This window comes from Marinovum sp. PR37, from assembly GCF_028807375.1.
In the GTDB taxonomy this organism is placed as follows: Bacteria; Pseudomonadota; Alphaproteobacteria; order Rhodobacterales; family Rhodobacteraceae; genus Marinovum; species Marinovum algicola.
In genome coordinates, this window is sequence record NZ_JARAML010000019.1 from 17,668 (window position 1) to 44,628 (window position 26,961).

27 protein-coding genes are annotated in these 26,961 nt (G+C 64.1%); 12 read left to right on the top strand and 15 right to left on the bottom strand.

Going from position 1 to position 26,961, the window contains the following annotated elements; all coding sequences use genetic code 11:
* Positions 1-13: 13 nt before the first annotated feature.
* Positions 14-424 carry a CBS domain-containing protein gene (locus tag PVW49_RS15555; protein WP_274590981.1) on the bottom strand — a complete coding sequence of 137 codons (411 nt, stop codon included), beginning with the start codon at positions 422-424 and terminating at the stop codon, positions 14-16.
* A 176-nt stretch (positions 425-600) separates the two neighbouring features.
* Here PVW49_RS15555 and PVW49_RS15560 point away from each other — a divergent pair, with 176 nt between their 5' ends.
* Both PVW49_RS15560 and PVW49_RS15565 read left to right on the top strand, forming a co-directional pair.
* Positions 601-1,338: a guanylate kinase gene (locus PVW49_RS15560; protein ID WP_274590982.1), complete on the top strand. Its 738-nt coding sequence runs from the start codon at positions 601-603 to the stop codon at positions 1,336-1,338.
* Positions 1,339-1,345: 7 nt separating this feature from the next.
* Entirely contained in the window at positions 1,346-2,035 is a 690-nt protein-coding gene (locus tag PVW49_RS15565) for a zinc transporter (RefSeq protein WP_274590983.1), read from the top strand.
* Between the two features lie 120 nt (positions 2,036-2,155).
* Here the strand turns inward: PVW49_RS15565 and PVW49_RS23720 are convergent, their stop codons facing one another.
* The 5 genes from PVW49_RS23720 to PVW49_RS15590 form a co-directional block, all read right to left on the bottom strand.
* Positions 2,156-2,305 (bottom strand): hypothetical protein, encoded by a 150-nt coding sequence (locus tag PVW49_RS23720; RefSeq protein ID WP_338020391.1) that lies wholly within the window; start codon positions 2,303-2,305, stop codon positions 2,156-2,158.
* Positions 2,306-2,335: 30 nt separating this feature from the next.
* Positions 2,336-4,531: an amylo-alpha-1,6-glucosidase gene (locus tag PVW49_RS15575; protein WP_274590984.1), complete on the bottom strand. Its 2,196-nt coding sequence runs from the start codon at positions 4,529-4,531 to the stop codon at positions 2,336-2,338.
* A complete protein-coding gene (locus tag PVW49_RS15580; protein ID WP_274590985.1) occupies positions 4,531-5,685 on the bottom strand; it encodes a glycosyltransferase family 4 protein in 1,155 nt (384 codons plus the stop codon). Before PVW49_RS15580 ends, PVW49_RS15575 begins: the two co-directional genes overlap by 1 nt.
* Positions 5,686-5,738: 53 nt before the next feature.
* Positions 5,739-6,536 carry a UTP--glucose-1-phosphate uridylyltransferase gene (locus PVW49_RS15585; RefSeq protein ID WP_274590986.1) on the bottom strand — a complete coding sequence of 266 codons (798 nt, stop codon included), beginning with the start codon at positions 6,534-6,536 and terminating at the stop codon, positions 5,739-5,741.
* A 159-nt stretch (positions 6,537-6,695) separates the two neighbouring features.
* Positions 6,696-7,589: a glycosyltransferase family 2 protein gene (locus tag PVW49_RS15590; protein ID WP_274590987.1), complete on the bottom strand. Its 894-nt coding sequence runs from the start codon at positions 7,587-7,589 to the stop codon at positions 6,696-6,698.
* A gap of 292 nt (positions 7,590-7,881) precedes the next feature.
* Between PVW49_RS15590 and PVW49_RS15595 the strand changes: the two genes are divergently transcribed.
* Entirely contained in the window at positions 7,882-8,736 is an 855-nt protein-coding gene (locus tag PVW49_RS15595; RefSeq protein ID WP_074838419.1) for an SDR family oxidoreductase, read from the top strand.
* Between the two features lie 66 nt (positions 8,737-8,802).
* Here the strand turns inward: PVW49_RS15595 and PVW49_RS15600 are convergent, their stop codons facing one another.
* Positions 8,803-10,935: a polysaccharide biosynthesis tyrosine autokinase gene (locus tag PVW49_RS15600; RefSeq protein WP_274590988.1), complete on the bottom strand. Its 2,133-nt coding sequence runs from the start codon at positions 10,933-10,935 to the stop codon at positions 8,803-8,805.
* Positions 10,936-11,059: 124 nt separating this feature from the next.
* Positions 11,060-11,725: a sugar transferase gene (locus PVW49_RS15605; RefSeq protein ID WP_244526560.1), complete on the bottom strand. Its 666-nt coding sequence runs from the start codon at positions 11,723-11,725 to the stop codon at positions 11,060-11,062.
* A gap of 599 nt (positions 11,726-12,324) precedes the next feature.
* Between PVW49_RS15605 and PVW49_RS15610 the strand changes: the two genes are divergently transcribed.
* A complete protein-coding gene (locus tag PVW49_RS15610; RefSeq protein WP_274590989.1) occupies positions 12,325-13,191 on the top strand; it encodes a helix-turn-helix transcriptional regulator in 867 nt (288 codons plus the stop codon).
* Between the two features lie 55 nt (positions 13,192-13,246).
* Here PVW49_RS15610 and PVW49_RS15615 read toward each other — a convergent pair whose 3' ends face one another.
* Positions 13,247-14,023, bottom strand: coding sequence for a YdcF family protein (locus PVW49_RS15615; RefSeq protein WP_274590990.1), 777 nt, complete (start codon positions 14,021-14,023; stop codon positions 13,247-13,249).
* Positions 14,024-14,322: 299 nt separating this feature from the next.
* Here PVW49_RS15615 and PVW49_RS15620 point away from each other — a divergent pair, with 299 nt between their 5' ends.
* Positions 14,323-14,646 (top strand): hypothetical protein, encoded by a 324-nt coding sequence (locus PVW49_RS15620; RefSeq protein WP_074838408.1) that lies wholly within the window; start codon positions 14,323-14,325, stop codon positions 14,644-14,646.
* A 58-nt stretch (positions 14,647-14,704) separates the two neighbouring features.
* Here the strand turns inward: PVW49_RS15620 and PVW49_RS15625 are convergent, their stop codons facing one another.
* Positions 14,705-15,160, bottom strand: coding sequence for a hypothetical protein (locus tag PVW49_RS15625; protein WP_048536023.1), 456 nt, complete (start codon positions 15,158-15,160; stop codon positions 14,705-14,707).
* Between the two features lie 178 nt (positions 15,161-15,338).
* On the opposite strand from PVW49_RS15625, the gene nusG reads away from it, so the two are divergent.
* From nusG to PVW49_RS15640, 3 genes are all read left to right on the top strand, one after another.
* On the top strand, positions 15,339-15,950 hold the full coding sequence (nusG, locus tag PVW49_RS15630; protein WP_274590991.1) for a transcription termination/antitermination protein NusG: 612 nt from the start codon (positions 15,339-15,341) through the stop codon (positions 15,948-15,950).
* Between the two features lie 67 nt (positions 15,951-16,017).
* On the top strand, positions 16,018-16,260 hold the full coding sequence (locus PVW49_RS15635) for a type II toxin-antitoxin system Phd/YefM family antitoxin (protein ID WP_274590992.1): 243 nt from the start codon (positions 16,018-16,020) through the stop codon (positions 16,258-16,260).
* A complete protein-coding gene (locus PVW49_RS15640; RefSeq protein WP_274590993.1) occupies positions 16,257-16,664 on the top strand; it encodes a type II toxin-antitoxin system VapC family toxin in 408 nt (135 codons plus the stop codon). Before PVW49_RS15635 ends, PVW49_RS15640 begins: the two co-directional genes overlap by 4 nt.
* A gap of 33 nt (positions 16,665-16,697) precedes the next feature.
* Here PVW49_RS15640 and PVW49_RS15645 read toward each other — a convergent pair whose 3' ends face one another.
* On the bottom strand, positions 16,698-17,963 hold the full coding sequence (locus tag PVW49_RS15645) for a replication initiation protein (RefSeq protein ID WP_274590994.1): 1,266 nt from the start codon (positions 17,961-17,963) through the stop codon (positions 16,698-16,700).
* Between the two features lie 576 nt (positions 17,964-18,539).
* Between PVW49_RS15645 and PVW49_RS15650 the strand changes: the two genes are divergently transcribed.
* From PVW49_RS15650 to PVW49_RS15665, 4 genes are all read left to right on the top strand, one after another.
* On the top strand, positions 18,540-19,958 hold the full coding sequence (locus tag PVW49_RS15650; protein WP_048535904.1) for an AAA family ATPase: 1,419 nt from the start codon (positions 18,540-18,542) through the stop codon (positions 19,956-19,958).
* Positions 19,936-20,997, top strand: coding sequence for a ParB/RepB/Spo0J family partition protein (locus tag PVW49_RS15655; RefSeq protein WP_274590995.1), 1,062 nt, complete (start codon positions 19,936-19,938; stop codon positions 20,995-20,997). The genes PVW49_RS15650 and PVW49_RS15655 overlap by 23 nt, the downstream gene beginning before the upstream one ends.
* Before the next feature lie 144 nt (positions 20,998-21,141).
* Positions 21,142-21,411, top strand: a complete 270-nt coding sequence (locus PVW49_RS15660; protein ID WP_274590996.1) for a spike base protein, RCAP_Rcc01079 family — start codon at positions 21,142-21,144, stop codon at positions 21,409-21,411.
* On the top strand, positions 21,411-22,754 hold the full coding sequence (locus tag PVW49_RS15665; protein ID WP_274590997.1) for a hypothetical protein: 1,344 nt from the start codon (positions 21,411-21,413) through the stop codon (positions 22,752-22,754). The genes PVW49_RS15660 and PVW49_RS15665 overlap by 1 nt, the downstream gene beginning before the upstream one ends.
* A gap of 71 nt (positions 22,755-22,825) precedes the next feature.
* Here the strand turns inward: PVW49_RS15665 and PVW49_RS15670 are convergent, their stop codons facing one another.
* Genes PVW49_RS15670 through PVW49_RS15685 form a run of 4 tightly spaced genes read right to left on the bottom strand, consistent with a single transcriptional unit; the run spans position 22,826 to position 26,952 of the window.
* A complete protein-coding gene (locus PVW49_RS15670; RefSeq protein WP_274590998.1) occupies positions 22,826-23,986 on the bottom strand; it encodes an oligosaccharide flippase family protein in 1,161 nt (386 codons plus the stop codon).
* Positions 23,983-24,999 (bottom strand): acyltransferase family protein, encoded by a 1,017-nt coding sequence (locus PVW49_RS15675; protein WP_274563898.1) that lies wholly within the window; start codon positions 24,997-24,999, stop codon positions 23,983-23,985. Before PVW49_RS15675 ends, PVW49_RS15670 begins: the two co-directional genes overlap by 4 nt.
* Entirely contained in the window at positions 24,986-26,260 is a 1,275-nt protein-coding gene (locus PVW49_RS15680) for an O-antigen polymerase (protein ID WP_274590999.1), read from the bottom strand. Before PVW49_RS15680 ends, PVW49_RS15675 begins: the two co-directional genes overlap by 14 nt.
* Positions 26,260-26,952 (bottom strand): sulfotransferase family 2 domain-containing protein, encoded by a 693-nt coding sequence (locus PVW49_RS15685; RefSeq protein ID WP_274563902.1) that lies wholly within the window; start codon positions 26,950-26,952, stop codon positions 26,260-26,262. The genes PVW49_RS15680 and PVW49_RS15685 overlap by 1 nt, the downstream gene beginning before the upstream one ends.
* Positions 26,953-26,961: the final 9 nt, after the last annotated feature.

Below are 26,961 nucleotides of genomic sequence, written 5' to 3' on the forward strand. Positions count from 1 at the left end.
AGGCGCCGCGCCGTCAGCTTTCCGAAATCTGTTCCAGCGCCACGCCGGCGGCCGACGGATCGCCATCACTCGAGAGATCGCCCAGCGAGACAATGCCCACCAGCCGCTTGTCGCGGTCCACCACCGGCAGGCGGCGCACCTGGTTCTCGCCCATGTTGCGGGCAACAGCGGCGACCTCTTCATCGTCGCGGCAATAGAGAACGTCGTGTGTCATCACTTCGGAGACCTTGCAATCGGCATCCTTGCCGGCGGCCAGCCCCTTCACCACGATATCGCGGTCGGTGACCATGCCGACCAGGCGGTCGTTGTCTCCCACCGGGACAAAGCCGGTGTCGATCCGTTTCATGATCTCGGCGGCGTCGCGCACGTTCTGCGTTGGTGTTACGGTCACGGGGTGTGCTGTCATCACCTGACTGACTTGCATGATATCCTCCTTGACTGTTGCGGCGGCGCGCCTTGGCGGCCGCCTCATGAACCCGGGAAACAGTCGCCGCGCCTCGATGTTCCAAGCGGGCTGTCCGCGCCGGCATCGCCCGGCCGGTGGAACATCTTCGCCGGCGTCCCGGTTGGTCCCGAAATCGGACCGTCAAGGACGCAGCCATGCCGAAACTCATCCTCATCTCCGGCCCCTCGGGCATCGGCAAGAGCCCGCTGGCCGAAAACCTCTGCCGGATCGACCGCGAATTGGCCGACGAGATCGAGGAACTGGTGCTGTTCAACGACCGTCGCATGCGACCCGGCGAAACAGACGGCGTGGATTACCATTTCCGCACGCGGGACGAGATCGAAAGACTGGGCGAGAACCCCGGGGTTCTTCTGATCGACAATCGCGGTGATCTTCAGGCGCTGGATCTGGCCGAGATCGACCGCATTCTCGAAAGCGGATGCCACGCACTCTACGAGGGCAACCCCGGCCTGCCCGCCAGGCTGCGCGAGGCGGGCATCCTGGCCCGGCATGACAGCCTGTCGATCTTTCTGGCGCCGTTGAGCCGCGAAGAGATCCGCCAGGCCAAGGCCGATGACATCGACCTTCCCGGTCTCTTTGCCGGGATCCAGCGGCGCAAGCTGCTGCACCGCACGTCGCAAGAGGAAGGCACGCTCTCGCTCGGCGATCTGGAGAATATCGAGACCCGGGCCACCAGCGCTTATGACGAATGCCGGCAGGCCTGCCATTTCGATCATGTTGTGCCGCTCCATGACGGTGAAGGCAACGACAATTGGGACCGCTTCGGCCTGCCGATCGGCAGCGCCCGACACGCCACCCGGACGGTGGCCGCGCTGATCCGGGGCGAGGCCGCCGAAGGGGCCGAAACCTGGGAGGCCGACCTGCTGCCATGAGCCTGCAATGACCGTCTTTGTCGTGGTCGCCGCCGTGGCTCTATCGCTGGTCCTTGGCGCCGTCTGGAGCCTCTACCTCCCGCTGCCCGACCGGCTGAAGGGCAATGCGCTGGCCTTTGGCGGCGGTGCACTCTTGTCGTCGCTGATCCTCGAATTGTTCCAGCCCGCGATCGACGCCACCGGCGCCGCGCCGGCCGCGCTGGCGCTGCTTTCGGGTGCCGTGGTCTTTGCGCTGGTCGATCACTGGGTCGACGAGGTCTGGGGCAGCCGCAGCGGGCTGGGCCTGATGGTCGCGGTCTCGCTTGACGGTCTGCCGGAAAATCTTGTGCTGGGGGTGGAACTGATCGGCGCCTCGGCGCGCGACGTGGCGGCCTTTGCCACAGCCATTGTGCTCACCAACTTGCCGGAAGCGGCAAGCGGTGCACAGAACATGCGTGCCAGGGGCTGGTCGGACCGGAGGATCCTGACGCTTTGGGTGGGTGCGGCGCTGATCCTTTCGGCCGTCACCATCGCCGGCCGGTCGCTGCTTGCCGGCGCCGATGACGCGACCCTGGGCCTGATCCGCGCCTTCGCCGCCGGGGCCATCATCGCCGCGCTGGTGACCGAGCTCTTTCCCCAGGCCTATCGCGATGATGACGATCTGACCGGCGTGTCCAGCGCGCTCGGCGTGATCTGCGCCGCCTTGCTGAGCCAATGAGGCTCAATCGCGGTCGACGAACTTGTTGAACCGGCTGGGTTGGCCGTCCTCGGTCAGATCCTGATGCAGAAAGGCCAGCTTCTGCGCTTCGAAGACCTCGAAGAACCGGTCCCAGCCGATCTATTCCAGATTGTCCTCCGGCGGATCGAAGTCGATGCGCAGCAGATCGCTGCCGCCCTCGGCCTGCCGGACCCGCGCCGGCCGGCCACCGCGCGCCTCGGCCCAGTTGCGGATCACCTCGTGGTTGGTGGTCGTCGTGGCTTCGCTCATCGCTGTCTCCTTTCTCTGTTGCCGGTGCGGCTAGGACACCGCGCGATGCCGCCGGCCGGCGGTCATCTCGATCTTTCCGTCAAATCCGCCCGCCGCGCGCCGTTCGACCTGAACGGTGGCCGCGTGATCGCCCAGCGGCAGGCCCTCGATCACCAGCCGGTCGAGATCTTTTGGCAGATAGGGATCATTGAGGCTGATCTTGTCGCCCTCGCGGGTCATGTCGATCTCGAGCCCGATTAGCGCCTTGAGGCAGAGAAACGGGCTGCCCGCCGCCCAGGCCTGGGGCGAACAGGCCGAAGGATAGGACACCAGATGCGGCATGCCCGAGGCACCAAATCCGCAATAGAGCTCCGGCAGCCCGCGTCGTTCGACGTCATGCGCGGCGGCAAAAAGCCCTTCGAGCAACCGCGCCGCGCGCGGTTTCTGGCCGTATCGGCAGAGCCCGGCGGCGACGATGGAATTGTCGTGCGGCCAGATGCTGCCGGTGTGATAGCCCATCGGATTGAATTGCACCGTCCCCGCCGCAATCGTCCTCATCCCCCAGTCGACAAGGAAATCGGCGTCATCGAAGCGCGCGGCAAAGGTGTCGGCGCGGTGGTTCGACGCCGCCCCGGCAAAAAGCACATGGCCGGCATTCGAGGACAGCACCCGCATCGGCTGTTTCGCACCGTCAAGGCCCAGCACCCAGGCGCCGAGGCCATCGTCCCAGAAGGCGGTTTCCAGTTTGGCAAAGATCGCCTTGGCCCTGGCGTCGCAGGCTGCGGCGGCGGTTTCATCCCCCATCGCGCGATAGAGCGCGGCGGCGGATCGGCGGGCGGCGTAGTTGTAGGCCTGCACCTCGACCAGCGCGATCGCACCCTCGGCCAGCGCGCCATCAGCGTGGAACACGGCGTTGGTGCTGTCCTTCCAGCCCTGGTTGCGCAGGCCCTTGTCGCCGCTTTGCAGGTATTCGATCAGCCCGTCGCCGTCGCGGTCGCCAAAGCTGTCGGCCCAGGCCAGCGCCCGGTCGATGGCGGGGCGAAAGCTCTTGAGCCAGTCGAGATCGCCGACCCGGCGGTAATATTCCTCGGCCAGCATGACAAACAGCAATGTCTGGTCGATGCCGCCGTAGTAGCGGTGAAAGGGCACCTCGCCCAGCCGCGCCATCTCGCCTTCGCGGGCCTCGTGAATGATCTTGCCAGGCGCGCTTTCGTTGGGAATGTCCATCCTGTCGGCCTGGGTCGCGGCCAGATAGTCGAGCACCCCGCGCGCCAGTGCGGGATACAGCCAGGCGGTCTGCATCGCGGTGACGATGGCATCACGGCCAAAGGGCGCGGCAAACCACGGCAGGCCGGCAAAGGGATAGGGGCCGGTCGGCAGCTCGGTGATCAGCTGGGCCAGATCGGAGGCGGAATTGGTCAGCCATTCGTCAAACGCCGGCCGATTGGTCCGCAGCAGCGTAAACCGGTCGCGGCGGGCGCGAAAATCATCCACCGTCTCTTGTTTGCAGGTCTCATAGGCGCCATCCACATCACCCGGCCGCGGCAGGGTGACGGCGGGGCCCTCGGCCTCGACATGGACGCGGGTGGTGATCTCTTCCCCGGCGCCGGGCGCGAGTTGCAGGCGGAAATGGACATGGCCGCCTTCGGTGTCGAAATCGCGGTCAAACCTCACGGCGCTGCGCATTTCAACATCGTCGAGCGTGCGATAGCCAAAGATCAGATTGCGGCCGTCGACCTGCGGCGCATGCAGCTGGCCGCGTCGCGCACGCTCGACGCCGCGCACCTCGAAGATGTCGCGAAAATCGGCCCAGCAATCGAGTGTCACGTCGAGATCGACCGGCCCGGCGCTGTAATTCGTGATCCGCAGCCGGTCATGCAGCGACTGACGCAGAAAGCGTTCGCGGTCGATGTGAATGCCATAGGCCGCGATCTCGCGTCCGGCGCTGTCGTGCAGGCGCCGGTTGGCCATGCTGGATGAAAAAACCGAGGCACCCTCGCCCACGACGGCGCCCATCGCCGTGACCCGGCTTCGGTTGAGCCGCAGGATGAACCGCGACAGCGCGCGGGTGTCGCCGACAAAAAGCCCGTCCTTGCAATGCAATTCCGGCACATCGGCCTCGCCGCCGTTCATGCAGCCGGTGGCGGGAAAGACGGCGAAGGCGCTCTGGTACTTGAGAACGTGGAAATCGTCCCGTGTGTCGGGACCGAAATCATTGGGGATGGCCTTGCGGTTTTCTGCGGGCATCAGACCGGCTTTGCCATGGCGCCGCCCGGATTGGGCGTTCTGCGGTCCGACAGGCTCCGCGCGGGGCCGGGATGCGACCGGCCGCGCCGGCGTATCCGGGGGCCGGACCTGCGGTGCAGCCTGCCTTCGATGATCTCGGAATAGAGTTTGACGTGACGCTCGGCCATCACTCGCGAGGAAAAGCGCTCTTCGAAGCATCTCTGCACCTCGGCCCGGTCGAGGCTGGCCAGGCGGCCCACGGCGGCGGCGGCGCTATCCACGTCCTCGACCACGAAGCCGCTGCGCCCGTCGTCGATCACCTCGGGCACCGAGCCGCAGTTGTAGCCGATCACCGGCGTGCCACAGGCCATCGCCTCGATCATCACCAGTCCGAAGGGTTCGGGCCATTGGATCGGAAAGATCAACCCGGCGGCACCGTTGAGGAATTCGGGCTTCTGCGGATCGCCGATCTCGCCCAGGAACCGGATTTGCTCTCCGTCGATCTCGGGCGCGACGCGGGCTTCCCAGAACTCCTGATCCACCTTGTTGATGCGCGCGGCGATCCTGAGCTGGCGGCCTGCGGCGCGCGCAATGCGGATTGCGTCGAGCACGCCCTTTTCGGGGCTGATCCGGCCGAGGAACGCCAGATAGCCGTCCTTGGCCTCGGGCCGGTTGTAGGCCGGCAGGTGATCGCGCGGATAGCCGTGCGGAATGACATCGGCCCAGTTGGCGCCCGGGCGGGTCCGCCTTTGCGCTTCGGAGAGGGCAATCAGCGGGAACGCGCGATACCGCGCATAGAACCGTGACAGCTCGGGCGTATCGACGCGCATGTGACAGGTGGTGACCGTGCGCCGGGCGACATCCTCGAACAGCGGGAAATGCAGGAACCGGGTGTGGAAATGCACGATGTCGAAATCGTCGAAGTGCCGCACCACCCGGTCGAGTTCCAGCAGATGTTCGGCGGCTTCGATCTGATCGCCGGAACCGGCGGTCAGCGGCATTTCGCGACAGGGCACCAACTCGCCATGCACCACGCTATCGGCAGTGGCGAAGACGGTGACCTCATGCCCCATGAAACTCAATTCCTGCGTGAGCGTCGAAATCACCCGCTCGGTGCCGCCATACTGGCGCGGGGGCACGCTTTCAAAAAGCGGGGCAACATGTGCAATCTTCATCGTCTGCTCCCTTTCTGGCCTGCGGCGCGGGCCGGAACGGCCCGCCGCGCGGCTCATTCGGCGGCGGTCAGTTCGGCTCTCAGGCACGTGCGGCGATAGGCTTCGGTGGCCGCGAACCAGCCTTCCTTGCTGCCGCAATCGTAGCGCGCACCGGAAAAGCGGAAGCCGTGCAGAGCCCCGAGCGCGGTGATCGCATCGGTGAGCTGGATCTCGTCGCCGGCCCCGGGCCCGGTGCGCTCGAGCTCGTCCCAGATGGCTTCGGCCAGCACATAGCGGCCGACGGCGGCAAACTGCGAAGGCGCCTCCGCCGGATCGGGTTTTTCCACCAGATCGCGGGCCGGAATTACTTGCGAGACGGCAGCGTCCTTGCCGACGTCGAAAATGCCGTAGTTGCCCACCTTGTCACGATCAACCTTTTGCGCCGCGACCAGGGATTTCATCCGCTCCGGGTCGAAGGCGCGACCCATTTCGGCCAACGTCGGATCGCCGAGGATCAGGTCATCGGGCAGGATCACGCCAAACGGGCCGGGCAAGGCCCGCGCGCGGGCGCAAAGCACCGCATGACCCAGGCCCAGAGGCTCCTTCTGGTCGACGAATTCGACATCGATACCGGCCAGGAAGGAATTCGGCCGGGTCGAGAGTTTTTCAATGTATGAGCCGAACCCGGGCTTTGAGGCGCGGGTCACCAGCACGATCCGTTGCGCCCCGGCAGCGGCGGCCTCGGACAGGGCGAATTGCAGCAGCGGCGTGTCGTAGATCGGCAGCAATTCCTTGGCAATCGCATCCGTTGCAGGGCGCATCCGCGAGCCGTTGCCGGCTACCGGAAGAACCACTGTGTCCAGTCGTGTCATCTGAAGCGTCTCTCTCATATCCAGTCGTCGCAATGTTCCGTTCAGAACAACGGATCACCCCTGATGTTCCAGAACCGGGGGGCGGATTGCCGCCGCCGGCCCATGCGTCCCGGCCCGGCCAGCAAAAGCCCGCGCATGTCCGGCGCGGCGCGCCCCGGATCACGCGACCCGCACGGCCCCGCGCGAAAGCGCCGTCATCAGCCGGCCCCGGGTCGCCGGAGTGGACAGGGCGCGCGAGACCCCGCAGCGGCCGGGGTTGACGATTTCCGCGATCTCGAGGTCGGGCAGATCGATGGGCACCCGTTCGGGCTGTCCTGTCCGGCGTTGGGCGGCCTGCGCGTGGCCAGCATCGGCGTGACCGGGGACGGCCGGTTTTGTCAGGGTTTCCGGGCTTTCGATCTTGGTCAGCAGAATTTCGGGGATCACCCGGAGCTCCTCGCCGGCCCGGATCAACCGGTTGCAGAAAGCGCGCGCGCCGTCGATGCCGTCGGAAAAGCCGCCCAGCCGTTCGAAAACGCCGCGATGAAACAGGCCGGCATTCACATGCGTCCAATCGCCCGGCACGCCGGAGACCTGTTGCAGGTCGGGGCCAAAATCCTCCGTCAGCGGCAGCGCCCGCCGGATAGCCACCCGGCAGCCATCCGCCAGGAGCAGCTCGTGATGGGTCAGCACGGCGCCGACCCGGTTCTTGCGCGTCCACTTGCGGATCGGTTGCACGGTGTCCAGCGGATCGCCGAGCAACCGCGCCTGCCGCAAGACCTTTTCGCGGTGCGGGATGTCGTCGCTGTCGTGAAAGGTGACCGCATCGGTGGCAGACATCAGAATGCCGACATTCCTGGCCGCCGCGGCGCCCATGTTGCGCGCCAGGCGGACATAGACCAGACGGTCTTTGTCGAAAAACCGCGACATCGCCTTGCGGGTGCCATCGGTCGACCCGTCGTCGATCACGATGACGACGGTCCGCGGATGGGTTTGCGCGAGGGCGGCGGTAACGGCGGCCACGGCCGGGGCGGCGCGATTGAAGGTCGGAATGACGATGGAAACCGTGGCCAATTTGCCTGGCCCATCGGTGCGCTTTGAGTGCTGCGCAACTTCGGTGCGGGGCCGGCGCCTGATAGCCGGTTCGACGGCTATGTTTCGGGGGACTGGCGGCATGTAGGGCGACCTCGGTGACCGTTGATGACCTGCGGAAGTCCGCACCGGATCTCGTCTCCCGGATGCGCTGCCCCTAAACAGCAGCGCCTGCAAAAGGTTCCCAACCTCCGGTTGCGGCCTGCAAGGGCGCTCGGGAACATCCGGCCACGGCCCTGTGTTACCCCGCAAACCGGCAAAAGGAGCCTTTGCGATGACCCATCCCAATCCCCCCTTCCCGCAACAGAGCCAGCCAATTCCGGGCCGCACCGACCAGATGCAGCCTCGCCCCGACCATGGCGAAGAAAGTTATCGCGGCTCCGGCAAGCTCGACGGCATGGCCGCATTGGTGACCGGCGGCGACAGCGGTATCGGCCGCGCCGTGGCGCTGGCCTACGCCCGCGAAGGGGCGGATCTGTTGATCTCTTACCTCGACGAACATGACGAGGCGCAGGAAACCCAGCGGCTGGTGGAGGAGGCGGGGAAACGTGCCGTGCTGAAACCCGGTGATCTTCAGGAAGCCGACCATTGCCGCAGCTTGGTGCAGGCGGCACATGAAGCCTTTGGCCGACTGGACATCCTTGTCAACAACGCCGCCCACCAGATGCATTTCGACACGTTCGAGGATATTCCCGACACGGAATGGGAGCGGACCTTCCGCACCAATATCCATGCGATGTTCTATCTCTCCAAAGCCGCTGCGCCGCTGATGAAAGACGGTGGAGCGATCATCAACACTGCCTCGATCAATTCCGACAAGCCCAATCCGGGGTTGCTGGCCTACGCCACGACCAAGGGGGCGATCCAGAATTTCACCGTCGGTCTGGCGCAAATGCTCGCGCCGCGCGGAATCCGGGTGAACTGTGTCGCGCCGGGCCCGGTCTGGACGCCACTGATCCCGGCCACCTTGCCGGAGGAATCGGTGCAGCATTTTGGCGAGAATTATCCGATCGGCCGCCCGGCGCAGCCGGCCGAGCTGGCCACCGCCTTTGTGATGCTGGCCGATCCGCTGTCGAGCTACACGGCCGGCGCCACAGTTGCCGTGGTCGGCGGTCAGGCGATGATGTAACCGGCGGGGCCTGAACCATGTGCCGGCGCGCTCCCTTCGGGGCGCGACCGGATACCCGCACCCGCGTCAGCTGGCGTCGTAGTAGCCTTTGCCATACGACGAATAGGCGCCGTATTTTCCGCCATAGCCGTAGCGCTTCATCCCTCTGGGATCGATCTGCGCCATCACCAGGCCATGGACCCGAATGCCGACGGATTCGAATTGGCGCAGGGCTTCGGTGACCTGGGTCTTACTCGTGCGGTCCCAGGCCACGGAGAAGATGATCGCATCCACAAACTGGCCGATCACCCGCGCATCCGGCACCACAAGCACGGGCGGGGTGTCGATGACGATGTAGTCGTAGCTGCGCCGCAGTTCCTGAAGGAATTCCTGAAACCGATCGGACGAGAACAGATCCGCCGCGTTCACGCTCGCCTTTTCCCCGCGCAGCACGTCGACATCCATTCCCGGCGCGCGCACCACCAGTTCCGAAACCGGCCGCTTGCCGGTCAGAGCGGTCACCAGCCCGCCGGGGCTGTCGCCGAAATCGAAGTATTCCGCGAAGGTCCGCCGGCGGATGTCGCCTTCGATAAGCAGCACTTTCTTGCCAAGGCCCGCGAGGTTGTGGGACAGCGAGATCGACTGGGTCGTCTTGCCTTCGCCGGGGATGGCCGAGGTCGACATGATGATCTGTGGCGCTTGATCGATGTCTGACAACAGGACCGACGTTCGCAGATTGCGGATCGCCTCGGCGGCGGCGGAGGTCGGTTTGTCGTTGAGATAGGTGACCAGATTGTCGCGCCGGCGCAGCGGCATTTTGGGAATCTGGCCAAAGACCGCATGGCCGGTGGCGGCTTCGAGATCCTCGGGCGTGCGGAAGCCGCTGTGCATCATCTGCCGGGCCAGAACCAGGCCAGCGCCGAGCAGCCCCCCCAGGATCAGGCACAGCGCGAGAATGCGTGTTTTGCGGGGCTCGACATATTCGCCAGGGGTGGCCTTGGACAAAACGCGACTGTCGGCCTGCTGGAGCCCACGCTGGACGGTAGTTTCCTTGAGCCGGGTGAGGAAGGTCTCATACAGCGTGCGGGTGGCTTCCGTCTCACGCTCGAGCTGTTGCAGCTTTACCAGGTCGGCGGATTGCTGTTCGATCTGCTCCTGAAGCCGGGCATATGAGGCCTCCAGCGCGGCGACCTGCTGCTCTGCCCGTTCCAGCGCGTTTTCCTCGCGGGTGATCAGCAGGGCAAAACGTTCGTCGAACAGCTCACGCGTCGCGCTGTCGTTGCCGGCGCGGGTGACCAGGCGGTCGAGGGTCGGGTCATTGACGGCCGCCGCCATGGCCGCGGGATCGCTCTCCTGCTGCAAGGACCGCAGGTTTTCGACCCGGGCGCCGACCAGGGCCAGAGCCGTGCGCGAATCCGCCAGCCTGTCGCGCACGTCCTTGGCCTGCTGATTAAGCGCCAGAAGCGCCTCGGCATTCACGAGATCGGTTTCCGCCCGAAGTTCCTTGATCGCGTTTTCACGCTCTTTCAGCTCGGCCTCGAGTTCGATCACCCGTTCTGACAGCCAGGTGACAGCGTTTTCGGTCGCCTGGAACTTGATGTCGATCTGATCCTGGATGTAGAGCCGGGCCAAGGTGTTGGCGATAAGTGCCGACTTCATCGCGTCCGTTGTCTTGGCGCCGATCTGGAAGATGTAGGTGTTCCGCTGGTTTGAGGCCGAGATCGCGTCTCGCACCGTTGCCACCGTGCGGTTCATCTCTTTTTCTTCCGGCGACAGGCCGACGCCCGCCTCTTCTTCCTCGGCTGCCGGCGTAACTGCTGTGCGGATGATTGCCTTCAACTTGCCGATCGAAAACTCTGGCTCAGGACGCAAGGCCCCGTTGAATTCGGGATCCGCCGTCAGATTGAGCTCTGTCACCAGCTTCTCGAGCAGACCGCTAGACCGGATAACTTCCAGTTCGGTGTTGATCGCACTGGTTTCCGTTGAAACCCCCGAAACGACGCTTTCAAGATCGACGACGTTTTCGCTGCGCAATTCAAGCGCGAGCGTTGTCGAAGCCTGGTATTTCGGAATCGCGACCCGGAAAACATAATATCCCCCGATCAGCATCAACAGCGCTGCGCATCCGGCAATAACCCATTTGCCCCGCCAGAGCGTACCGATTACGGCCATCAGATCGATTTCGTCGTCACCGTCCTGCGCGGCAGGCCGCGGCTGCATCGGCGTAAACCGGTTTCCCGGCCGGAGGCCGCTTTGGGACTTCTCTAACATACGCACGCCGCTGTCCGATTGATCGTTATTCTGGTCTTCTCACATTCGCAGGACGGCGGCAACGCCTAAGGGGTCACGCACCATGGCGGCCGAGAACCGTCAGCACGGTACGCCAGAAGATCCAGGTTTCGAGCCGGAAACCGGCGTTTTCGATATAATAGAGGTCGGCGCGGACCTTGGCCGCGGTCGCGTCGAGACCGGCGGCATAGCCCAGCTGGGTCTGTGCGAGGCCGCTGATGCCCGGGCGCACGCGGTGACGGGCACGGTATCCGGGAATCACCCGCAGGTAGTAGCGGGCGTGATGAAAATAATCGGGGCGCGGGCCAATCAGGCTCATGTCCCCGCGTAGGACGTTGAGAACCTGCGGCAGCTCGTCAAGCCGCGACTTGCGCAGGAACTGGCCCAGCGTGGTGATCCGGTGAGTCTCGAGCGGATCGTTCGCGCCACGGGCGATGTTGGCCGCCGGCAGCATCGAACGGAATTTCATCGCCGGAAATGCGCGGCAGTCACGGCCCATGCGCGGCTGAATATATAGTAGCGGACCACGATTGAAGAACGGATTCAGGACAACCAGGCAGAGCGCTGTAAGGCAAAGCATCGGTAGAAGAAGAATGCTGAAAGCAATGTCGAAACTGCGTTTGAAAGTCTGAAATATGATACGGACATCAGGTTGAGAAAAGGCCGCATCGGTGGCTTCCTGCCGCGCAAAGGCGGTGGATGTCGCTTCAAAATCGAGCACTGAAACCCCCGTTTTGTAAAATGATTCCCTTAATATACGATTAACGATCTATCAGTACCATTTGGACGTGCCTAGACCCAGGCAGTGGTTATTTTTGAAACTTTGCGGTGCATTTCACGTGACGCACTCCGATTAAAATCTTGATAATTAAGGAATTTTACATACATCCATGCACTCGCAGAAAGCCGAAAGCCCATTCCAAAAATAACGCTGGTGCACGCTTGGCGTGCATGAAGGGTCAAAAATTTAGCATCAAGGGAAATCGTGGGCTGTGTCAGGTGGCGGCACCCGCCCGGACCCAGGCGGCAATTTGTCGGCCATGACTGCACCTGAAACTTCTTTTCTGTTTGGTTTCCGTTACTTAAACGGAGATACGCGAGTTCAGGCACGCCAAGTGATCCAGATCACAGAATTTTGCCGTACCACGTGGATACTACGTCACCGCAAGCGCGCGGGCTGGCCATCGGCCGCGCGGCGGCAACCGTGTTTTCTGCCAGTTCAGCGAAAACCCGCATATTCGGATCGGATCGATTATTGAAACCCGGCGTATTCGCGCTAGTTTAACGCTTTGGCCTGCCAATTGACCATCGGATCCATTTATGAAACGCGACCAAACGGCGCTGTCCAGACGATATGAAATCCGGCACGAATCGCTCTCGCCGATTGAAACCTATGCGCCGCAATTGCTTCAGGAGTTCCTTCGCGATCTCAATCACGCGGAGGATCGGGCCGCTGTCTGGGGCTTGCTGGAGCAATTATGCGCTGATGTGGGACAGAGTTACATCCTTTATGGGTTTGCCTATATGCACGGCCAACAGAGGGCAGCCTATCACAGCCAGTCCAACCTTCCAAAGGGTTGGAAGGAGTGGGTCGGCAGCCGGCCAAACCTCGCCGAAATCGACTATGGGCGGCATCATTCACTGGAAAAGCTGACTGCCTTTGCCATCGGCGCCGAGTTCATCGAGCTGTATCGGCGCGACGGTTTGCTCACCCCCGAATACGAAGAGATCATCCTCAAGGCGAGCGAGATCGGCTTGCATTCGGGCCTGTTCATACCGCTGCGGTCGTCGCGGCGCGATGAGCGCGGCGGCTTTACCATCGGCGGCGAGATGGCCGAGCCCGAATTTCGCAGGTTCCTGGATGAGCACGGCTGGACGATTTCCATGGCAGCAGTGCAAACCCATAACATTTACCTCGGAATGCTCCAGCGCGAAGAGGCGGAGCGCTTTGACCTGACGCGGCGGCAGCTCGAGTTTCTCAAACTCTCGGCCAATGGGTATGAGGTCAAGGAAATCGCGTTCAACTGGGGGGTCTCGGTGCAATATGTCACCCGTGTCCGCCGCGAACTGTGCGACAGGTTCGGGGTGACGTCCAAAATGGCGGTCATGGCCAAAGCGGTGCGACTTGACTTGTTGACCGAGCAGGACCTCGAAATCAGCCACGCCATTTCGACCTCGTGGTCGTGACGGGCGAGGCGCAGGTGTTTCTTGCGATTTGGCGAAGCCAGTCCGGCGCCTCCGCCTATCGCCCGGCTACCCTGTAGGCCAGCAGGCCAACCGTCTCTTTCATGGCGGTATTAAGCTGATCAAGGTTCTCGGCCAGATTCCATCCAAGACCGTCGCGCAATCTCTCGGAGCGGAAATCGACCGGCCAAGGGACAAGCCCAGGCCAGCCGGCGCGTTTGAAGCTGCGCATGGCGCGGGGCATATGGAAGGCAGAGGTGACGAGGATCCACCGCTCCCCTGCTTCCGGCGCGATCAGCGCGTGAGTCAGAGAGGCATTTTCGGCGGTGTTGCGTGACCGGGTTTCGAGGGTCAGCCGATCGCGGGACAGCCCCAGCGAAAGCAGGAGGTCTTCGGCGATCCCGGCCTGCGTTCCGCCATATGTGCCCAGATTACGCAGTGCACCGCTACCGCCGGTGAAAACCACGCGCGCCTCGGGAAACCGCCGGGCCAAGGCCATCGCCTCGGTGAAGCGGTCGCCCGAGTCGCTGATCTGGGCCCCACCCCAGCGCCGGGCAGCGTTGGTGTCTTCGCCGCCGCCGAGCAGGATGATGCCGGTCGGTTCGGCGACCTGTGGCGCGGCGGGATAGCGTGCCTCGAACCGGGCGAGAAGGAAGTCGCCGAATGGTACGATCCCAACCGCCAGGACAAAGACCACCGTGATCAGCGCCAGCCAACGGCCCCGCCCGGCCCAGACTGCAACACAGGTCAGCGTCACCAAGGTGGCGAGCCAGACGTCGGGCCGAATCAACAGGCCGGCCAGCTTGGCGGCGAGAAAGAATGCCGTATCGCTCACGTCCACAACCCTGCCAATCATAAGGACACGACCCACATGCGACGCCCCGGGCCGAGACGCAAGCCAGCCTGCCTTGCAGCGGCGCTGTGGTTGCGGAATTGTTGCTTTTTGGGCCGGAATGGCGGTTTGCCACCTGTCGCGGAAAAATGCATCGGGATGCGGGGCAATGCATTAATTCTTTGCAAATTCAGAGACGCAAGGGTTTAATTTTGGACATCCATCGGTATAGTCATGGAATTGTGTCCCCCCATGCCGTAGAGCAGTAAACACAACGGCAAAGTTTATTGGAGCTTTTCGCTATGAAAATAATTCTCGCCAGCACGGTGCTCGCCCTTGCGGCCACCGTCTCAAACGCCCAAACCACCGCGCTTGACCTCGCCCTGGCCCAGACGCCTGTGCCCTGCGAAGGCAATATCGCCAGCGCGCGTTTCGAAACCGACGATTCCGGTCAGACGCTTCTGCGCGTGCTCTGCCAGCCGACCGGTCTGTTCGGTGATGCCCAGGCCGGCGCTCCGGCGACCAACGTCGGTTTCCTTGGGCCAGTCATCGGTATCGGTGTTGTCGGTGCGGCACTCGGCCTTTCGGGTGGCGGTGGTGGTTCGTCGACCTCCGACACCCAGTAATCGAACATCCCTCTTTTCCGGCGCGCCCTGATCGGCGCGCCACCGGATGGGATCACGCTCAGCAGCTGGCATAGCCCATCTGGATCAGTTGGCGCCCGGAGATGCGATAGAATCCGTTGATTCTGTAGCGCGCCTTGGTCATGAACCATTGTTGCAATTCCGGCTTGAAGTGACTGGCAACGACGTTGCTCCAGCGTTCGAAATCTTGTGACACCAGGCGACGCCCAAATGACGACGGCCCGTGAAAGCCGAAGCGCGCATTCGGCGAAATGCAAACATTTCCCGCACCGAGATACATGGTGCAGGCCGACATGCAGGTGCCGCGGATCTCGACCCGTTGGCCGCTGGCACGAATCTCGCTTATCTTGTTGGCACGACGCTGGATCAATCCGCCATGATCGTTGCGCACGACAATTGTCTGTTGCGCATCGGCGGTGTCAGGCGCCATCACGCCGGTTCCAAGCAGACACAATGCGGCAATCAGGCTGCGCCGCGCAGCATTCAAAAGAGTCATTTCCCGTACCCCTACGGTTTTTGGCGACCACACCGGCCGCGGTTCCCACGAGGGGCAGAATCGGGATCAAAACTTTCCCAATGCTTGACGCGAAACTCGGTAACGGACTGATAACGTTAATCATTAAAAGCCGAGGTACTTCGGGATTCACGCCCACGGGCGTACAGGACAAGGCGCTTTGGACGGGTCGCATCGACCTTTCGGGCAAAACGCATTAATCAAATGGGTAGAGAAAATGGCCTTCGGTGAAGATTTGACGGACAAGACCACCGGCGCTTTGGGCTCTGACGCGGCCCCGCGTGCTGACAATTGGTTTGTCGCGCAGCTGAAACCCAACGGTCTGGCGCTTGCGCTGCGCAATCTTGGGCGGCAGCGCTTCGCGACCTTTGTGCCCGAGCGCTTCGAAGCCCTTCGAGGCGCGACGGTACGGCGGCCGTTGTTTCCGGGCTATATGTTCGTTCGCTTCGATCCCGTGCAGCACGGATGGCAGGCGATCAACTCGACCCGGGGCGTGACGCGGCTCTTGCTAAACGACCCGCGCCGCCCCAGCCCCCTGCCCGCGCAATTCATGGCCGGTCTCATTGCACGCTGCGATGACAAGGGGCTGGTTCTGCCGCCCGAGGATTTTGCCGCGGGCGATCGAATTCGCGTGATTTCCGGGCCTTTCGCCGATCTGGTGACAAAGGTCGACGCGCTGGACAAGGAGGACCGGTTGCGCGTGCTAATCGAATTGATGGGTCAGAAGGTAAAAACCTCGATCCCGCGGGTGAACGTGGAAAGGCTGGCCTGAAGCTTCTTCCTTGCAAGACCGCCTGTGCAACACTATCTAGACAGGTAGCTAGACAGGAGACTGTGTCATGTTGACCCTTCAAGATGCCAAAAACCGGTTCAGCGCCGTGGTAGAAGCCGCCCTTGCCGGCCGACCGCAGGAAGTTTCGCGCCGGGGCAAGCCGGCGGTCGTTGTCATCGCGTCGGAGGAATATCACCGGCTCGTCAAGGCGGCCCGAGCGGAGCGCGAGAGCTTTGCCGACCACCTGATGGCCTTTCCGGGCGGCGATCAGGTGCGGGCGCAAGCGGCACCGCGCGACGTGACCTTTTGATCCACATTCTCGACACCAATGTGATTTCCGCCGTGCGGCGCCCCGACCGGGCGCCAAAGGTCGCTGCATGGTTGTCTCAGGCGTCGGAGAGCGAGTTATATCTCAGCGTGATCACACTCGGCGAAATCGAGCGCGGGATTCGCCTGCAAGAGCCGAAAAACCGCGAATTTGCCCATGACCTCCGGCATTGGCTGGATCGCACGGTTCAGGTCTTTGCCGACCGAATTCTTGAATTCGATTCCCAGGACGCGCTGATCTGGGGCGAATTGTCGGCGCGGCTGGGCCATCCCGGTGCCGATCTGATGATCGCGGCACAGGCGATTGCGCGAGATGCGGCCGTTGTGACGGGCAATGGCTCGGATTTCTTTCCAAGCGGTGCGCGGGTCATTGACCCCTTCGTCTGACGCCGGTCACTCGACTTCGCGACGCCTTGCACCCTAAGCCACATCGTCGAAGGCACCCGGCGCAAGTTCCTCCCAGAATTCCACCATTTCGCCGACCGACAGCGCAGAGCCCCAGCCGAGACGCTGAAACTCTGCCCGCTCGAGGTCATCGGAGAGGCGCGCGAGAAAGAGCCGCTTGTCGGCGTCGCGCTGTGTGGGGCTGCGGGCGGCGACCAGTTCGCGGATCCGCGCCATGCGCCCTGCCCGCTTGCGGCGCGCGGCTTCCAGCTCGGCATCGCGGGCCGCGGCCTGCTGTTCGGCAAGGCTCGCCTGCATCTTGCGCGTCTCGGCCGCCTTGACGGCCTCGGGTGAGGGCTCGGGCGCGACCTTGTAGTCGTCGCGCAGGGCGGCGGTGAGGTAGCGGACCGGGCTCTTCACACCGTCGCGCCCCTGAAGATAGGCCAGTTTCTCCGCCACGTAGGTTTCGCCGTGTTCGGCAATCCACTGCCGGGCGAGCCGGTCCGAGACCCCGACCTTGAGCAGCCCCTGATAAACCGGCCCCTGGCGGACGCCTTCGCCATCGTCGATGTCCAGCATGGCCAACTGCGGATTTTCACGAATCCTGAACCGCAACTCGCTGACCTGGCGACCCATCTTGCGAAACTCCGGGTCGAGCAGGATGTTGGAGGTCTTGTTGACTTCCTTCACCGCGGGTTTGATGACCTTGGCGTTGAGATGCTTGAAACTCTCGTAATAGGCGCTGCCATCCACGCCCATCAGCCGCCGGAACAGATCGATCGGCCACCAGCCGGTGGAGCCGGTGCGGACGAAGCGATAGCAGTTCTCGTAGAGCGCCAGCGCGTGGCCGGAGGTGAAGCGCCGCTGAATGTTCAGATTGATCAGCGCAAAGACCTTGGGATCATGCAGCTTCTCGGCCAGGGCCGGCGAATAGGCATATTCGCAGATGCCGCCCTTGAGCTTGGCATAAGACAGAAGCGCCGAGACGCCCCATTCGTGCTGGCCATCTGCGCCGAGCATATCCCATTCGGCGGTGGTTTCCGCCAGCGAACGCAAAGACGCCTTGAGCGTTTCCATGTCGTTGGAATTGTAGCCCACCATCATGCAGAGCGTGCGGGCGTCGATCTGATGCTTGGGCCGGCTGACCAGGTGATCATAGGCGTTGAGCAGAAGAACGTTGGACAGCTTTCGTTGCAGCAGTGTCAGCTTGCCGGAAACATGGATGGCGGCCACGTTCTTTTTCACTGAGGGGCGGCGCAGCGGGCCGCTCAGCTGATCGTGCGGGATATCGTCGGTCTGCATGGCCTGTCCTTCTGGTCCGGCGGCCGTGCTGGCTCTTCCGGTCTGCTCGGATGTAGTATGCCGCAAAAGGCACCCGCGCTCAATTGCTCGTTGGGCACCGTATCGCGGCAGGGGCTGGTCCCGTAAACGGGTGCCTGACGCGCGAAACGAAGAGGCTTGAAAGGGCTTGAGGGACCCGTTTACGGGATCGAACGCCGACATTCGGGCAACAGAGGCGGGATTTTTGCCGTTTCCCGAGTCCGGGTGCCGCTTTCCCCGCGAATCGGATCCCCTCTTCCCGCCGGCGGGTACTCCCGGTCCCGCAGATGGGTGCCTATGGACCTGTGGGCGGGTCCCCAAACCTATTTAACATATTAAAAAGGCTGATCTTTTTGCGGGAAAAGATCTTAAATATTCCCAAAGAATCAAAACCTTGTTGGGGTGCTGCGTTCTTTCTTTTTTAGGGTTTGCAGCAGGTTTCGCGTGCGAAACCCCAGCAAGGTGCGCCTCGCATTGGCGATTCACAGATGGATCGGGATGTGCGATGATCTGGCGAATAACAGGCAAATCATACGATCCGAGCGAGGCAAGAGCACAATGGTCCGCAAACAGGACACCCCCCTGCCCCCCTATTTCAACCTCGATCCCAAGGCGGCGGCGGCCAAGTTGGGCGAACCTATCGACACCGCCCGATTCGCGAAAGCCGCGGCCTTTGCGGGGCGCGGGCGTGATGACCTGGCGAAACGGGGTTATGCGCCCGACGGGCGAAAACGGTTGCGGAAATTCTCGACCTGGGAAATTTGCCGCTACCTGATCCCGGTTGCGCCAGCGCATCTGCGGCGGGTGCTGAACAAGCACCCGGACCTGCCGCAGGGCGAAGGCCACGCCGGGGCGAAATGGTTCAGCCTCGAAGAGGTGTTGCGGCTTCGCGACCACTTTGCCGAAGAAGGGGTGAGCACCAAGGAGTATCGTCCCTATCGCCCCGAGGGGCTGCCGGCCAAGGTGGTGGCGGTAGCCAACTTCAAGGGCGGCGTCGGCAAGACCTCGACGGCGGCGCATCTGGCGATGTCGGCGGCGCTCGACGGCTACAAGGTGCTGGTGATCGATCTGGATTCACAAGGCTCGATGACCTCGATCCTCGGCGGGCAGGTGGCGGATGAGTGGCAAACCGTGTTTCCGCTTCTGGCGCGCGATTACGCGCGGCATCTGCAACAGGAAAACAGCGTGCGCGAAGCGGCGGGTGCCCCCCCTGCCCCGCTCGACGAGACGCTCACCGAGGCGCTGGACTTGTCGTTGCAGGACGTGGTTCAGAACACCCATTGGCCCAACATCGATCTGATCGGTGCGCAACTCAATCTCTATTGGGCCGAGTTCCAGATCCCGGTGTGGCGCATGGGGCTGAAATCCTGGCCGCTCTGGGACGCGCTGACCGCGGGGCTCGAGGAAGGCGGAGCGCTCGACGAATATGACATCGTGCTTCTCGATACCCCGCCGGCGCTGGGCTATCTGACGATCAATGCGCTGGCCGCGGCGGATATCCTGCTGGTGCCGCTGGGGGCGTCTTTCCTGGAGTTCGATTCCACGGGGCGATTCTTTGACATGCTCTATTCGACCTTCGCCAGCATCGAAGAGGGCGAGAATGGCGCCCGGCGTCGTGCCGGCCTGCCCGAGATGAAGTTCGAATGGGATGTGGTGCGGGCGGTGATCACCCGCTTCGACGCGGCGCAGCAGACCGATCTGGCGAATGTGATCCAGGCCTATTTCGGCGACATGATGAACGCCTATCGGCAGGAATATACCGCGCTGGTGGGCCAGGCTGGCGAAAGTGTCAGCGGAATCTACGAAGCGGATTACCGCAATTTCAACCGCGAGACTTATACGCGGGGGCGCGAAGCGTTCGATCGGACCTATGCGGAGTTCAAGGAGCTCCTGATCGGGTCGTGGTGGCGTGACGCGCAGATGGCAGAGGCAGACAGGACCAAGGAGGCAGAGCATGGCACGGCGCAGACAGCTTGAACCGCCCTCGCCCGAGGCATTGAAAGAACTCGAAGAAGGGTTTGCGCGGGAAAACCGCAGCGGCCTCAGGATGCCGATCGCGGATGTGGTGGGCGAAGCGGCTGCAATGGCCCAGCCCCTGCCCGCCGAGGCGCGCGCCGAACAGGCCCGTGACAAGGCCGATGCGGCCCGGCTGCGCGCGGCCGAAGAGGACGGGCGGCTGGTAACCATGGTGCCGGTGGCCGAGGTGCATGTCGCCGGCGTCTCGCGCGACCGGATCGAAGTGGCGCAGGACGAGCTGATGGAGCTGGCCACCTCGATTGTCGAGAGCGGCCTGCGGCTGCCGATCGAGGTCTATCCCAACGACGATGGCTACGCGCTGATCTCGGGGTTTCGGCGGCTCGAGGCGTTTCGCCACCTGGCTGCCTCCGAGGGTGGATATACCGAGATCCCGGCCTTTGTGCGGGCGCCGGAGAACGTCGCCGATGTCTATGTCGCGATGATCGAAGAGAACGAGATCCGCGTTGGTCTCAGCCAGTACGAACGGGGTCGCGCGGCGGCCATGGCGGTGTCTGACGGGGTGTTTGCGACGCTGGATGAGGCGGTGAATGCGCTGTTTCGCGCGGCATCCAAGGCGAAGCGATCGAAAATTCGTTCCTTTGCCATGATTCACGAAGAGCTGGCCGACATGTTGGGCCATGCCACCGCAATGAACGAGCGGCAGTGCCTGCGGTTGGCAACGGCGCTTCGGGCCGGTCTCGGGCCCGAGATCAGGGACGCCCTGGAACAGGCCAAACCCGAGGCTGCCGAAGATGAATGGCAGGTGTTGCAGGGCTTTATCAACAAGGCGGAGCAGGCCGAGCGCGCGCCGGGGCGTGGTGGCCGGCCCCGGACGAAACAGGCTGTGACACGCCAGCGTCGTGAGCTTCCCAACGGGATTGCCATCGAGCGCGAGGACGGCGCCAAGGGTTTTGCCATCCGTCTGCATGGGCCGGTGAGCGGTGACATGGTCGATGACTGCATGGCGGAAATCGAGCGGGTGCTGAGCGGCCCGCGATAACGCACCTGATCCGGCATGTCGGGCAAGGGGGTTTCGCTGCGAAACCCCCTTTTTCATGCGCAACGGGCTGCGGGCGCTCTGTTCTGCCGCGGGTAACGAGGCTTGCGGATGCTCCGGGCGGTATTCAGACCGAGGAGTTCCCTGATGCCGATCAACGACCCCTTTGCCAGCCATGCACAAAGCCTGAATGGCCCGGTCACCGGCGGGTTCGACGTGACCCCCGATGACACGACCGACCTTGCCACCCTGCCCCGTGCACTCATGGTGAGCACGGTCGGCGATGTCGCGGTGCGCTTTCCCGATGGCAGCGACATGATCCTGCCGGGCTTGAGCCCGGGTGTGATCTATCCGCTGCGGGCCGCACGCGTCCTGGCGACTGGCACCACCGCCACGGGCCTCAAGGGGCTGGTTTGATGCTGGGGGTCGGGCTAGACCTGCGGCCACAGTTTCCCGCCGAGGTGCCTGTCCCTCTGCCGGCGGGCCTCGGCTGGAACAGCGAGGTCCATCCGGTTCGGATCACCCGTGGCATCGGCGGGTTTCGCAGCGAAACCGTCCCGCGCGATCTCGTCGATCCGGCCATCTGGTCGGGCGCGGCCTTTCATGTCGACGCTGCCAGCGGCAACGACGCAAACTCCGGGCTCGGTGCCGCCGATGGTGATTTTGCCCATGCCAAGCGCACGATCTGGGCGGCATTCGTGGCGGGCAATTCCACGGCGGCGCCGTACCGCGTGATCGTCAAACCGGGGCTGTATGCCGAAAGCGATTTTACCCGCAACGGAAATGACGAGCCGTCGCAGCCGGTGGCGGTGATCGGCTGGGGCGGCGAGGTGCGATATCGCACCGGGCCCTGGCAGGTGAGCTGGATGGATCAGGGCGGCACCTTCAGCACGATCAAAAGCGCGGTCAGCCGGGTGTTTCGGACCGATGTATTGACCGCGCGCGGGCATTACACCGAACTGGCCGAGGTTGCCGATGTGGCGGCTTGCACCGCCACGCCCGACAGCTGGTGCGAGAATGGCGGCACCGTGCATGTCAACATCGGCGGCGCGCCGGGGCCGGGCGACATCGCCTTGATGCGAAGCTTCCACGGGGCGCGCTTTCTGAGCCATGCGGCGGACCTCTACCTCGAAAACATCCATTGCGAGGGCGGTATCTCTGGCGCGCTGCATTGCGATGCGGTGGCCAGTCGAAACGTGGTGGCGGTGAAATCTTCGTTTCGTTATTCCGCGCCGCCCACGCCTTCGGCGGCCCAGGATGCCGCGCGGCTGCGGCGGACCAGCGGGCTCTTGGCGTTTTTCGACTGTGATGCCAGTGCCGGGGCCAAGGACGGCTGGAATTTTCACGAAGACGGCGTCGCGGGAATGCATGTGCTGATGGAGCGCTGCACCGGCTTCGACAATGGCGCGCTTGGCGCGACATCCTGCAATGCGCTGACCAACCACGACGCCGTCAGGATGATCGTTCTGGGGGGCGGCTTTGGCCATTCGCGCAACGGAACCGAGGTCCATTGCATCCAGCAGACGACCAGCTTTCTGGCCGGGTGCCGGGCGGTGGCCCGCGATGTAGATGGCACTTCGGTGGCCTACAAATGTTCGTTCGAAGGCGTGATGTGGCTGTATGAGGCGGTGGGCGACGCCGCTGGCGCCGCCAGCAACCTCGCGATCGAGGCGAATTCGGGCACCGTCTTTACCCGCGGGTTTCAGGCCGTGGCGGGCGGGGTGTCGGCGGCGAGCGGCGGTTCGGTTTCGCCATTTTGAAAGCGGCCCGGGACACGCAGGGCCCCGGGGTTTCGCATGCGAAACCGGGAAAAGTGGGTCATAGGTTCTGACTAACTTCGGTGGGCCAGCGTCGCGTTGGCTGTGCGGGCCTGACGCAGAAAGACCAGCGCCGCGACGGTTTGGCCAAGCGGCAGGGCCCAGAGCGCCTGGGGGTGAGTCAGCACCGGCAGCAGCAGCGTAAGCGAAAGACCGAAGGTGACGGCCGCGAGGCGCAGCGGCAGGCCGCTCTGACCCAGCGCGACCAGCGCTTGGATCAGGGGCATCAGAACGGCCGAAAGTGCGCCGGTCAGCAAGAGCGGCGGCAGCAGCGGCAAGGCGGCCTGCGCCTTCTCCGGCCCGAGGCGAGGCAGAACGGCGGGCGCGAGCGCCGCGGTTGCCGGGTAGACCACTGAGACAATCAGCGCCACGCGCCAGACGCTCTTGCGCAGTTTCGTTGCGAAACCTGCCGTGCCTACCATCGCTTTGAAGCGGGGCAGGGCGAGATAGCGCAGCGGGGCGAGGGCCAGTGTATCGACCAGCTCGACCAGCCGCGCCGCGATCTGGAAAGCGCCGGCAGCGGGCAGCCCGAGCGCGAGGCCGATCAGAAATTGCACGGTCGGAAAGGTCGCCGCGTTCAAAAGCGGCCGCAGGGTAAGCCGCGCCAGCTCGGGAATAAGCGGGAGGGCAGGGCCGTGTGCGGTCAGGCGCGGCGGCGCAAGCACGAGGCTGAAGGCGGCATTCAGCCCGGCATTGATGAGGGCAAAGCCAGTCAGGCTCCAGGCGCCCCATCCCTGCATCAGGCCAAAGAGCGTGAGCCCGGCCGCGAGACCCTGAGCCGCCAGCGTGCGCAGCGCCAGAGCACGCAGGCGCAGGGCGCGGCGTAGCGTGCCTTCCGAAGGTGCCGCGAGGGCGTTGAGAAGCGGCAAGGCGGTCAGCGCCAGCAGATGCGGCCGGCTGTCGGCGGGCAGAACGGCAGTCGCGGCAAGACAGAGCAGGGCGGCGGCAAGGCCTGTGGCAAGCGACAGCAGGAAGATCGGCCGGTCGGGCGCTTCGGCGGTGATGCGAAGTTCGCAAACTCCGGCCTTGTGCAACGTCTGAAGCAGCTTTGGCAGGGCGAAGGCCGTAGCGAAGGCCCCGATCTCGGCCAGCGGCAAAAGGCGCGCGGCCGAGAGAAAGATCGCGGCCGAGAGGCCCAGCCGCGACCATTGCAACAGAATGGCCCATCCCGTCATGCGGCCAGCCGGGTGGGGCGCGGGCCGAGCCATGCGGTCAACGGGCGTTCGACATGGCGATGCACCGCGCGCGCGCCCCAGAGGCAGAGGCCGACAAGCAGGACACAGAAGACCAGCGCCGCCAACGGATGCGCCGGCATCACCGGCACAAGAACCAGTGTTCCCAGACGCAGGGGAAAACGATGGGAGAGGTAAAGCGCATAGGAGGCGTTGCCGATCGATTGCAGCGGCAAGTGGCGATCGGGTGCCAATAGCGTGCCGGCCGCGACAATCATCGTGGCGGGCAGGCCGGCGGCAAGGACGCGGGGCAGGGCGGTCTGGTGCAACACCATCAGCAGCGCGAGGCCGGTCACCAGAGCCAACCCCGCCAGTGGCGCCGAGGGCCGGACAAACCCGCATTGCCAGAGGCGGGCGAGGGCGATGCCGAAGGTGAATTCAAGGATCAGCGGATTGGCATAGAAAACCGTCGCCGTTGTCTGCGGTAGCGCCGGGCCGAGCAGGCAAAGCGCCGCCAGACCGGCGCAGCAGGCCAGCAACGGGCGGGGCAGGGCCAGGCAAAGAGCGAGCAGCGCGTAGAAAAAGACCTCGTAATTCAGCGTCCAGCCGAGCGAGAGCACCGGGGCAATGCGGCCGTCAGCCCGCTCATAGGGCAGAAAGAGGTAAGAGCTGGCGATTTGCGCCGGATCGAGGCTGGTGGATTTCAGCGAGCCGGGCGCGGCGAGCAGCAGGGCCACCATAAGCGTGGTGAACAGCGCATAAAGCGGCACGACACGGCGCAGTCTGCGCCAGAGAAAGGCGCCGGGGCGGGCGGCAAAGCGGGCCGCGGAAAGCGTGATGATGAACCCCGATATGATGAAGAAGATATCAACACCACGGGTCCAGGGCAGTGCCGCGCCGGGCAGGTCGAGCGCAAAGTAATGCGCCGCTTCGGCGCGCACATGTCCGATCAGCACAAGAAGCGCCGCCAGCGCGCGCAGCGATTGCAGTCCCTCGAGGTGCTCAGGCGGCGTCACGGGCCATCTCTCGTCGCGGAAGGAACAGCGGGATGATCTCGGCCCGGGTGCGCACGGCCGGTCGCGCCAGGCGCAGGATCACAGCAACAACGATGAGCGAGGCCAAGAGATTCTGGTGCAGGAGATAGGGCCCGTGCGAGGAAAACAGCAGCGCCGCGCCGAACTGGGCATAGGCGATGGTGGCCAGGAAACTGCTTTGCGCACGGTGAAAGAGCAGCCGGAGCCCAAAGCTCAGCCCGACCAGCACGATGGCCCCTCCGAAGGGGCCAAAATCTACGTAAGGCGCTGTAAGTATTGGAAAAGCACCGCCTCCCCTGACCGCGTCGATGGCCGGAGCCAGCGGCAGAATCGCGTGATCGACGAGACCGTCGGTAAAGGTGAGCACCGCCAGCCCGTGAAAAGTTTCGGCCCCCCAGGTGCGCGGCACATCCGAGGAGATCGGCGCAAAGCCGTTCCAAAGATCGTTCACCGTGTAGAAGGCGAGCTTTTGCAGCCCGACCGGCACGGCCTGGGTAGCGACGGCCGGGTTGATCAGCGTCTCGCGCAGCACCCAGACGGTCAGGAACAGCGCTGCGCCGGTCATCAGCCAGGGCAGGGCAAAGACACGCCGGCGGATCAGGCAGGCGGCGAGATAGGCCGAGAGGGTGAATTGCAGCAGCAACAGGCGCTGGCTCATCACGATGGGCAAGAGCGTCAGGGCGACGAGGTTCATCAGCAGGGTCGCGCGGCACAGGGCGCGGGCCCGCCTCGAAAGTCGGTCCCGCCCGGCCACAAGGATCGCGGCGGCCAGGCATCCGGTGGCGGGCAGCGCGGCGTAGAACAGGCGCATACCGGTGAACAGCTTGTTCTGCAAAAGGAACTCGCGGGCGGTGATGGCCTCCGCCGTGGTCAGGATCACCAGCGCCCGCAATCCGCCAAGCTGCCGCGCGGTAAGTCCGATCCAGAGCAGGGTGACCGCCAGAAGCACGAGATTTGCCAGAAAGGTCAGCCACGCGGCGCGCGACAGGTCTGGCACGCTGCGGGTCGCGACGCGGCGGGGCAGGGCGGCACAGGCCGCCAGGTGGCCGACGACCCAGGCCGAGAGCGCGGTGACATGCCAGAGCGCGCCAAGGCCGGTAAAGGCCGCCGGATCGAGATCATGCCGCGCCATGAAGACCGGCACCAGATCGAAGGCCTCGGGCGCGGCCAGCGCGAGGCAGGCAACCGCGACCGTCAGCCCCCAGCAGACCAGCAACAGCACCAGCGGCGACAACGCAGGCATCAGGCCGCCTGCGGCAGGGCGCGGGCGGCGTCGTAAATCGCCCGGTCAGCGGCGGTCAGCGCCTCGATCCGGCGGCGCAGTTCCCCGGTCAGCTCTTTCGGCACCGGGGCGCGGTTGCGGCGCAGCACAGGCAGCGGCAGGCCGGTCAACTGGCGCAGCGCGCGGGCAAATCCGGTCGGGTCCGCCAGGTCGCCGATCAGCGCGAACCGGGCCAGGTTCTGCTGCGCGCGCCGCAGCGCCGCCGGCAGGTTGCGGCAGCTTGGCCCCGTCTCGCGGGCGAAATAGAACAGGTATTGCGATGCGATGTGGCGCGCCTCTTCGGTCTCGACAAAGGCGGCGAGCGTGGCGGCACGGGCCGGATCCGGGTGGCGCCGCTGAAGGTAGTGATAATGCGAGACGAACCGGGCGACCGGATCGCGCAACAAAGTGACATACTGATAGCCCGAACTGGCGTGCAGTCGCGGATCATAGCGCACATGCCCAGCGATGCAGCGCACCCGGCGTTGCAGCAGGCATTGAAGCACGATGTCGCGGTGGTCGTAGTCCGAGAGGATATGCGCCATGCCGTCGAGCCGCGGATCGCCGAGGCCGAGCGGGATCGTCGATTGCGACAGTACATAGCGCAGCCGCAGCGCGGCGCCAAAGCTCGACCCGCCGCATTTCGGTACGTGAATATAGACAAGGCCGCGCATCAGATCACC